Origin of the sequence: Neobacillus drentensis, from assembly GCF_036965425.1 — a bacterium.
Taxonomy (GTDB): Bacteria; Bacillota; Bacilli; order Bacillales; family Cytobacillaceae; genus Neobacillus; species Neobacillus drentensis_F.
The window spans coordinates 25,760-35,892 of record NZ_JBALPP010000113.1 but is presented as its reverse complement, the minus strand read 5'-3'; the positions used below and the strand labels follow the sequence as shown (position 1 = coordinate 35,892).

The 10,133-nt window shown below is 40.9% G+C and carries 9 protein-coding genes; 7 read left to right on the top strand and 2 right to left on the bottom strand.

Annotation, left to right across the window (positions count from 1 at the left end; translation table 11 throughout):
• Positions 1-193: 193 nt before the first annotated feature.
• Positions 194-841, bottom strand: coding sequence for a GTP pyrophosphokinase (locus V7161_RS24425; protein WP_335715414.1), 648 nt, complete (start codon positions 839-841; stop codon positions 194-196).
• Between the two features lie 315 nt (positions 842-1,156).
• On the opposite strand from V7161_RS24425, the gene V7161_RS24420 reads away from it, so the two are divergent.
• The 5 genes from V7161_RS24420 (at position 1,157) to speB (V7161_RS24400) (ending at position 6,512) form a co-directional block, all read left to right on the top strand.
• Positions 1,157-1,402, top strand: a complete 246-nt coding sequence (locus V7161_RS24420) for a hypothetical protein (RefSeq protein WP_335715413.1) — start codon at positions 1,157-1,159, stop codon at positions 1,400-1,402.
• A 167-nt stretch (positions 1,403-1,569) separates the two neighbouring features.
• Complete coding sequence (locus V7161_RS24415) at positions 1,570-2,934, top strand: sigma-54 interaction domain-containing protein (protein ID WP_335715412.1); 1,365 nt, start codon at positions 1,570-1,572, stop codon at positions 2,932-2,934.
• A 99-nt stretch (positions 2,935-3,033) separates the two neighbouring features.
• Complete coding sequence (gene speB, locus V7161_RS24410) at positions 3,034-4,026, top strand: agmatinase (RefSeq protein WP_335715411.1); 993 nt, start codon at positions 3,034-3,036, stop codon at positions 4,024-4,026.
• A gap of 39 nt (positions 4,027-4,065) precedes the next feature.
• The gene (locus V7161_RS24405; RefSeq protein ID WP_335715410.1) at positions 4,066-5,460 is read left to right on the top strand and encodes a purine-cytosine permease family protein; all 1,395 of its coding nucleotides are present in this window, start codon (positions 4,066-4,068) and stop codon (positions 5,458-5,460) included.
• 95 nt (positions 5,461-5,555) lie between these two features.
• A complete protein-coding gene (gene speB / locus V7161_RS24400) occupies positions 5,556-6,512 on the top strand; it encodes an agmatinase (RefSeq protein WP_335715409.1) in 957 nt (318 codons plus the stop codon).
• A gap of 54 nt (positions 6,513-6,566) precedes the next feature.
• On the opposite strand, the gene V7161_RS24395 is transcribed toward speB (V7161_RS24400), so the two are convergent.
• A complete protein-coding gene (locus tag V7161_RS24395) occupies positions 6,567-7,886 on the bottom strand; it encodes a hypothetical protein (protein ID WP_335715408.1) in 1,320 nt (439 codons plus the stop codon).
• A 221-nt stretch (positions 7,887-8,107) separates the two neighbouring features.
• Between V7161_RS24395 and V7161_RS24390 the strand changes: the two genes are divergently transcribed.
• Positions 8,108-8,620: a flavin reductase family protein gene (locus tag V7161_RS24390; RefSeq protein WP_335715407.1), complete on the top strand. Its 513-nt coding sequence runs from the start codon at positions 8,108-8,110 to the stop codon at positions 8,618-8,620.
• Positions 8,621-8,642: 22 nt separating this feature from the next.
• Positions 8,643-10,106: a 4-hydroxyphenylacetate 3-hydroxylase family protein gene (locus V7161_RS24385; protein WP_335715406.1), complete on the top strand. Its 1,464-nt coding sequence runs from the start codon at positions 8,643-8,645 to the stop codon at positions 10,104-10,106.
• Positions 10,107-10,133 lie beyond the last annotated feature (27 nt).

Here is a 10,133-nt window from a genome sequence, read left to right as displayed (position 1 = left end):
GCAATACTTAAATAGACGCCGCTCAATCACTTTTTTAAAAAGGGAGGGCGCCTGATCGAGATGTTTGTGGTTATTGGGAATGGATTATAGACAATTATTTTTGTAAGAATTAAATTTAAGAAAATAATGCGTTTGTTCCCGAAAATGAAGGAGGAAAGTGTCACGATTCGGGGGGTTATGTCTCTTCGTTTACTTAATTGGATAGTAATTTTGCTCTTAATCTTGACATTTCCTTATCCATTAAGGAAGAAGCTTTAGCAAGCTCTATGAGCTGCTTTTTAGCATCCTCAGGTATAGTCTCGCCTTGATATTTATAGTTTAGTTTATGTTCCGTGGATGCCCAAAAATCCATTGCGGATGTACGAATTTGTATTTCTGCAGGAACCCATAATATTTCCTTGGACAGGATAACTTGAGTTTCTACAATCAGGTGTAGACTTTTATATCCACTCATTTTTGCGTCCTGAATATAATCCTTTACGCGTATCATTCGAATGTCTTCACGTTGCTCAATATGCTCCTTCAGTATATACACGTCTTCAATAAAACTTGTAACGATTCTAACACCCGCAATATCTCTTATTTCATTCCTTACCGCTTCTTGTGTTAAGTGAATTTCTTTTTTTTGAATTTTCTCCACCAAAGATTTTATTGTTTTCATACGTATTTTCATATGTTCAATAGGGGAATAGCCATGTTGTATTTTCCATTCTAAGTCAATAATCTTGAAATCACTTTCTAATTCGTGTAATGCCATTTGGTAGGGCAGAAAGAATCCCCTCCAATTGTTTATTACTTTTTGAATAACCTCGATCTTAATCTTTTCTTTCAGAATGTCCACAACCCTCCAGTTATTATTCTGTTATCATAACACAGATGATTCGAAGTAAAAAAATATGTAAGGATAGGAGATTTTTTACTTTCTCTTGTTGTTTAGATCCTACGTCTGAACCCCCCAAACCCTCCAGGCACTGGCTTGGTGTGTATGCATAAGGAGAAGTTTCTTTTGTGTGGCCATATATTGGAACCGTATTAAAAAGAGATTATCAGTAGAATCCTTTAAGGATTTTTAGAAAGAAAGTACTAAAGGGTTTTAAGAAGTTTGGTATGTATTATTGTGGGCCCTTGGTCATATAAAACGTCCGATGGAAATTACATGGCAGTTGGATACGAAAAATCTCCTGAACAAAACGTTGATTTAGCTCTATGGAAATGGAATGATAGTGGAGATCAGGTATGGAAGAAAACGTATGGAGGTCCTTTAGCAGATTTTGGTCAGTCAATTGAAGCAACAAAAGATGGGGGCTATATCCTTCTTGGTCATACACATTCCTTTGCATCTGGTGATGAGTTCGATAGAGATATGTATTTAATAAAATTGAGTAGTGCGGTTAATAATTAATAGAATATGATCGAACGTCTCAGTGATGGGACGTTCGATTTTTTTATATTCGATACGTAATAGAAAAATCCTCTTACCAAAAAATTATTCCTAAAATATTTTTTAAAAATATTGAATTTTTAGTCATTTTTGAATATCATTATCTCAAAAATGACTAGGAGGTAAAAATGAATCTAAGCGAGAATGATACGATTCTATTAAAACACATTTTAGAGCATTCTTTTGATGAAATCTTTATTGCGGATGCAGCCGGAATGGTTTTATATACAAGCCAGACCACTGAACAAGTATTTGGCATTCCCCGCGAGCAAATCGTCAATCACAACCTTTTCGACCTTGAAAAACAAGGGCTTTTTTCACCTTCTGTCATTGCCAATGTGTTAAGAACCAAAAAGAAAGAAACACTCATTCAAGAAACCATCCGTAATCGAAAACTCATCATCTCCGGATACCCCATTTTTGATTCATCAGGCCTATTAATGGGCGCCATGAGTGTTTCAAGGGATATAACGGAATTCGAGTATTTAAAAAAGGAAAATGACCAGGTCGCAAAGGCATTACAGCTCTATCAAGAGGAAAATGAAAAACTACGAAAACAGGCTGCCAGCCCCTTCTTACATAGGAATGAAAAGATGGCAAAAGTTTTCGATATTGTTTCTAAAGTAGCCAATATAAACGTTACGGTCTTACTTGAAGGGGAATCAGGCGCAGGGAAAAACCATATTGCCCATACGATTCATCAAATGTCTTCAAGAAAAGCTGAGCCCTTTATTGAAATGAACTGCGGGGCGATACCTGAATCTTTATTTGAGTCAGAGCTTTTTGGATATGAGGAAGGGGCTTTTACCGGTTCTAAAAAGGGCGGGAAAAAGGGATATTTTGAATGCGCAGGAAAGGGAACCCTTTTTCTCGATGAAATCGGTGAACTGCCTATGAATCTTCAAGTGAAATTACTATCGGTTTTGCAAAATCACTCCTTTATGAGAGTTGGCGGAACGAAAGAAATAGAAGTGAACTGCCGAATTATTTGTGCCACCAATCAACATTTAGAAACGCTGATCAAAGAAAGGAGATTTAGAGAAGACCTATATTACCGAATTAATGTCGTCAAAATAGACATTCCTCCACTAAGGGAGCGAAGGGAAGAAATCATTCCACTTATTCACGAGATTACCGAGCAGCTGAATCGTAAATACGGTTTAGACAAATATTTTACCCCAACAATGGCCGCCTGGCTAAGCCAGCAGCAATGGCCAGGTAACGTCAGAGAGTTACGAAACTATATTGAAAAGCAGATTATCACTACTAGTGGTAATGAAATCGACCTCGAATCAGATGAGGATACAAACCAAAAATCCTCCATCAGTGCAAACCAAGAAATCCCTTTAGACGATTACATAGAAACACTGGAAAAGGAATATATCGTGCGGATGTATCAAAAATATCCCAGCAGCATTAAACTGGCCGAAAAATTGGGAATCAGCCAATCCACTGCGAATCGGAAAATCCAAAAATATGTTGGAACCAGGTAGTCAATTTTGACTCATGTACCAACCATATTCCTTTTCTATCAACACTGGCACGAAAATTGCAATCTCCATTAGTAAGAAATGTTAAAAGGAGGCAGTTTTATGTCAAATCAAGATGAAAAACAATTTTTAAATCTACCTTTTACGGGAATCTGTACGTTCGGAAAATATCCTGTCTGTCCAGATTTGGATCAATTAAATGCGGATGTAGCTGTTATTGGTGTTCCAAATGATATGGGCACCCAATGGAAGTCTGGAGCAAGAATGGGGCCAAGGGGGATACGTGAAGGTTCTACCCTATACAGCTTTGGCTTAAATGGTGCCTATGATATTGAAAAAGACATTATGTATTTGGGACCTAAATGGAAAGTGGTCGATTGTGGCGATGTGGACATGGTCCATGGCGATCTCATGCAATGTCATGAAAATACCGAAGCTGCCGTCCGAAAAATTGTCTCAAAAGGAGCCATGCCGGTTGTGTTAGGCGGCGATCACTCCATTACCATACCAGTGGGTAAAGCATTAGAGGAATTGGGACCATTTCACGTCATTCAAATCGATGCCCATTTGGACTGGGCGGATCATCGTTCAGGCCAGCGTTATGGTCACGGCAGCTGCATCCGTCGGTTATCAGAAATGGACCATGTTCAGAGGATTTTCCAATTTGGGATTCGGGGAATCAGCAGCAGTCTTAAGGAAGATGTCGATGCTGCCCGAGAATACGGCAGTGTGATTTTATCACCTAGGCAAATTAGAAAAATGGGAATCGAAAATGTCATCGAAATGCTTCCAGAGGGAGAAAAATACTATGTTACTTTAGATATTGACGGACTCGATCCATCCGTGGCACCGGCAACAGGCACACCTTCACCAGGCGGATTTTTGTATGATGAAGTAAATGAAATGCTAGAAGGAATTGCCAAAAGAGGGAAAGTGATTGGCTTTGATTTAGTAGAGGTAGCACCCCCATATGATCCGGCAGGCATGACAGGTCAAGTAGGTGCCCGGTTAGCATTAGATTTACTGAGCTTTGTTTTAAAAGAAAAAGAGAATGCTAAAGACCGCAATTTGCATAAGAATGAAGTTCACTCCTAGGATAAATCAAGAAAATAATTGATAACAGGGGGAAGGTCTATGAAAATTGAGACAAGAAGCATTGAGTATATTCCAGCAAACGAACGGCATGGAAAACCAAGAGGATTATTTTCCGTTTGGTTTGCCGCCAATATGCATATTACCACACTTGTAACGGGATCACTTTGTGTCACTTTTGGATTAAATCTTTTTTGGAGTGTAGTAGCTATTATTGTTGGTAATTTACTAGGAGCCATTTTCATGGCGTCCCATTCTGCTCAAGGACCTAAACTTGGTATTCCGCAAATGATTCAAAGCCGTGCCCAATTTGGTGTAATAGGCGCGGTAATTCCTTTAATTCTCGTTATTTTCATGTATTTAGGTTTTTTTGCCAGCAGCGGTCTGTTAGGGGCACAAGTATTGAGCAGTGCCTTAAACCTAAATTTAACTTTAAGTATCATTATTCTGAATGTCATCACCTTTATCGTGACAATGGTTGGACATGATCTTATTCATAAAATACAAAAGTATTTAACATGGGTGTTTTTCCTCGTCTTCATTGCAGCTACGGTAATCGTCTTTAAACTGCCAGTGCCGGCAGGAAGCTGGTCTCCAGCCGGGTTTAATCTGCCCATTTTTATGTTAAGTGTTAGTGTGGTTGCCACTTGGCAGATTTCCTATGCGCCATATGTCGCGGACTACTCCAGGTATTTGCCGATTGATACCAATTATTCGAAAACCTTTTGGTATACGTATGCGGGGACCATTCTAGGCACTGTTTGGATGATGGTTTTAGGAGTCTTACTAACTACGGCCATTCCGAATTTCCTTAGTAATTCTGGTACGAACCTCGCGAACCAGTTTGGCAGTTTCTCCATCATTATGTTTGTTGTGATCATCTTAGGTCAACTTTCCATCAATGCATTTAATTTATACGGTGCCTTTATGTCAACGGTAACCACGGTGGAGCCTTTTTCAAAAATTAAAGTGACGCCAAAGGTAAGGATGTTTTTTGTGGCTGGAATCGCAGTGGTCGGTACTTTGCTCTCAATTTTAGGACAGGGAAATTTCTTATCTAATTTTATCGACTTTATTTTATTTATTAGTTACTTCTTAATCCCATGGACAGCGATAAACCTCATTGATTTTTATGTTGTCCGCCACGGGGAGTATAGTATTAAAGATATCTTTGATCTGAATGGTAAGTACGGAAAAATTAACAAAATTACCTCTATTTCTTATATCGTTTCTGTAATAGCTGAAGTCCCTTTCATGAATACTTCTCTTTATGTAGGACCAGGAGCTAAAGCAATGGGAGGAGCAGATGTTGCCTGGATTTTAGGATTGGTCGTTCCGTCGGTGCTTTACTATGTCTTGATGAAACGTAAATTAAAATCCGAGGAGACTATTGAGGCACCAATCCCATTTGAAGATGAACAACTTCACAAAATTTAAGAGTTAATTTTTCAAGGATAGAAAATGGGTATAGAACGATTCCCATTTCTATCCTTTTTCATGGAGGTTGAATACACCAATACGGAGGAATGACGATGAGCAAGAATTTTGAACTACCGAATCCCAGTACGATGCCCAGATTTTCGGGAATCCGAACGTTTATGCGATTACCCTATCAACAGGAAATCGACAAAAAAGATTTTGTCATCCTCGGTGCACCCTTTGATACTTCTGCGACTTACCGCTCTGGTGCGCGATTTGGCCCGGAGGCCATTCGCCGCAGCTCTGTCCTGCTAAGACCGGCAAATGTCTTCCATCAAATTCGTCCTGTTGATTTTTTGGAGGGGGTGGATGGAGGAGATGTCATGGTGATTCCCGGCAACACGGGTCAAAGCCATCAATACATTACGGAGCATGTCAAAGCGTGGACGATGGAGGGTGCGGTTCCGATTGTGCTTGGCGGGGATCACTCGATTTCTTTACCGGAATTAAGGGCACTTGCCAGTGTTCACGGTCCATTATCCCTTATTCATTTTGATGCCCACGGGGATACATGGGACGAGTATTGGGGAGAAAAGTATACACACGGGACGCCTTTTCGCCGAGCGTTTGAAGAAGGGATCATCGATCCGTCCCGTTCGATTCAAATTGGGATGCGCGGCACCGTCTATGATCCTAACGATATCAACGAAGCGCGGGAACTTGGGTTTGAAGTCATTACGGCCGACGAAATGCGGGTTATCGGGCTCGATGAAACGATGAAGCGCGCTCGCGAAAGAGTTGGAAACAACAAGGTTTTTCTCACCTTTGACATTGACTTTCTCGACCCCGTCTATGCACCCGGAACCGGCACTCCAGAAATCGCTGGATTTACGAGCGCAGAAGCCCAGCAGATGCTGCGCCAGCTCTCAGGAATAAACTTTATTGGATTTGATCTGGTAGAAGTGCTCCCTGCACTCGACCCCACCGAAGTAACAGCCTTAACCGCCGCAACCGTCGTCTTTGAATTTTTAAGTTTATTAGCGGTTGCGAGAAGGGAACAAACTCAATAATAGTAAAAACGGATGCCATCTTAACATGGCATCCGTTTTTACATTACAATGCTATTATTTCTGATTTTCCTGTAAGACATTGCTTACTCGATATATTTTCCTTGGCCGTCCTTTAGCGCTGGGAGCCTCGTCCCCAATAATTTCAGCAATTCCTTGTTCAACCAAACCGGTTAGAATTCGACGGGCGTTTCTTGGAGTCATTTTTAGCCATTCCGCAATCTGTGAAGTCGTGATGGAACCATTACCTATTCTTTTTTGAACCGATAAAATTTTGTTAAACGTTGTAATCGTGATTCCGCTGTGTTTAAGTTTCTCACTTATTTCCTTGTTTTCCGTCCGGTATTGGTAGGTGATCGATTCTTGCTCTTTTAATGGGCCTTCAATATTTCCATTATCATCAACGAGGAAAGCACAAAAAGAGTCATAGTTTTGGGCATGATGGATGGCAAGACGTGCATTCTCTTCAGCAGATAGGGCTGTGTCACCGTAACCAATCCCAATATTAGACGGCATGTCTGTAATTAACGCTAATTTTTCCAGAAGAGAACTAATCGATTGCTCCGTTTCTTCCACCGAACCTCGGGTGGAAAAAATAACAAAGATACCCGTTCCCACTGAGACAAACGAACCTGAAATCGATTCAGCAAAGTTTATAACGGCAGCCTGAATTTCTAAATGTAATCGGTGTAAATCATACGTCACCATGTTATGAACATCTTTTTTTTCTATTCCTTCAACCTTTACGAGTATGGCGGCAATCTGTGATTGTTTAAAGTGCAGTGTTTCCCACTGTTGAACGGCTGATGATAATGTTTCGCGTATGTTGCTTCTTGTTGGAGTCACTCTATAAGCGGGAATGTTCTCCTTACGCAATTGATCATAAATGGCCCGTAAACATGTGACACAAAGATCCACTTTCCCCGTTCGATAAAGCTGCTGATGAAAGGATAGTAGATTGCTAACAGGTGTTTCATTCGTATACTCATGTACATGAATTTGATTGCTAGGAATTCCAAGATCTCGAAAGGTTTCATAAACATCTCGTTTTGCTAGCATATCAATACTGGCCGTCTCCACGTTCTTCTTATCGTTGTATCCGATTTCAACTAATGTCTTGGTTAAACTTGCACCATCTAATTTAAATAGATAATAAGGTTGCTTAACGCCGCTCTTTAGATATGAATTATAAAGAGCAGGCCCTGTCAGGATCCAAAAGTCTACTAAATGTTGATTATTTCGGATAATCTCTGCTGCTTCCTCGGTATCCCGATAGATGAAGGGAACAGGCTGGAGCCGGTCACTAAATTCAGTAGCAATTTCAGAAGTAAGACGGATATAGTCATCTGGTCCGATAAATCCAGCTCTTGGTTTCAAAGTATCCCCCCAAAAATGTTGTTTCCTTGTAACTATAATTTACTATTTTTGAATAATCTTCTTCAACTATAAGTTTATCTCATCTTTCAAAAATTTCCAATATAAACATATTGAATATTGTGAAAATTCTGTTGACAACCGTTCTTTTCCGCTGTATAGTCACATTAAAGGAATACATTAAGAATAATTCCGTTAATATAAAAAGGAGGAATGTTTATCACATGGATTCAACTAAGGAACCTCGAAATACTGTCTCTACAGTGGAACAAAATCAATATAAGCATGTCATCGGACACTTTACGACCGGTGTCTCGATTATTACCGTAACGAATAACGGAATCGATTTTGGGATTACAGCCAGCGCCGTCAGCTCCGTTTCCGTTGAACCTCCCATGCTGCTTGTTTGTGTCAATAAAAATACGGGAACCTGTCATGCGATATCAGAATCGAAATCCTTTACAGTCAACATTTTGATGGAGGATCAGAAAGATTTAGCCCTGCAATTTGCTAAGGCCAACACGGATAAATTTAAGACTGCAGACTTTTCGTATGGTGAGCTCGGAAATCCTGTCTTTAACCAAGCATTGGCTTATCTTGAATGCCGTGTGGTGGAAGAAGTGACGGGAGGAACACATTCCGTTTTTATGGCGGAAGTACAAACCGCTCAAGCAGCCTCAGGGGAACCATTGGTTTACTATCGCGGAAAGTTTGGTCAATTTATAGAAAATAAGTGATAAATTTGGGGGAGGAAATTTAATGGCATTAATGACAGGTAAACAGTACCGTGAATCACTGAATGATGGCAGGGAGGTCTATATTGATGGTGAAAAGGTTCGAAATGTAGCCGAACATCCATCCTTTAAGCCGATTATTGATGTAAAGGCGAGAATGTATGATATGGCGCTTGAAGCCAAATATGCCGATACCTTAACCGCAAGACTTCCTGATGGGGAAATCGTATCCCGTGCTTACAAAGCCCCTGAAACAAAAGAAGACTTAGCTGCCATTCGCAAGCATGTCGAAACCGTACTCGATGATCTTAACGGAGTCGTTTACCGGGTGGGGGACGAAACGATTGGGGAAATGTGGTCCCTATTTGACGCCCAGGATAAATTAAATGAAATCGATCCAACTTATGCAAAAAATATAAAGTATCATATTGACCGAGTGGCAAGGGAAGACTTGTTCCATGTTTCAGCCAATACGGACCCGAAAGGCGATCGAAGCAAACTGTTCAGTGGAAAAGACGGTGGAACACTGCTACATGTTGTCGAGGAAAATGATAAAGGGATTGTCGTTAAAGGGGCAAAATTTGAGACGGCCGCCGCTTATGCACACCAAGCCTTCGTCAAACCGACGATTTTGGACTGGAATGCCGGATCTGAGAAAATGGCCCCATTTGCCTGCGGATTCATCTGCGATATGGGCTCGCCGGGACTTAAACATATTTGCCGAACCTCTCTTGGTAAAGAACGAAATGCAGAAGATTACCCGATTGCGACAAAATTTGAAGAAATTGATACCTTACTCATTTTTGATAACGTCTTAATCCCTTGGGAAAATGTCCTTTTCCATCGCTCCTTAGAATCTGCCGCCTATATCCGTTCTACTCTTCATCGCTATTCTGCCTTTAATTACACCCTTAGAATGCTCCGCCGGGCCGACTATTTAATCGGAGCCGCTTTATTAAATGTCGAACAAACCGGTTTAACTCATCTGCAGGCCGTAAAAGAAAAAATTTCTCAATTAATCAACTACCGTGAGGGAATCAATGCACATTTAACCGCAGCTGTTGCGGAAGCGGAAAGAAGCCCGGGCGGATTAATGATGCCAAACCAATCCCTTCTTTATACCGGCCGTGTGTTCGCACTTGCGAATTTCCCAGCCATGGCCCATTTAACAAGAGAACTTGTCGGCGGCCAATTAGCAGTAACGCCGGATTCGGCAACGATGGCAGATCCGGAAATCAAGCAATATTTCGATGAATATTATGCTGTTGGCGAGTGGACGCCTGAGGACCGTGGGAAATTGCTCTATTTTGCAAGAGACTTATTAAATTCCTCCTACGCAGGTCATCGAACCACGTTTGAATTATTTGCCCAAAGTCCGCCATTTGCGCAACAAATGGCCGTGTTTAATAACTTTGATCTGGAACCACAGCGTGAATTGGTTCGAAAGGCAGCAGGGATCAACCAGTCCGTTCGTATTTCCAGCCGCTAATTCCTTAAGCTAGAAAGGAGTTATTCC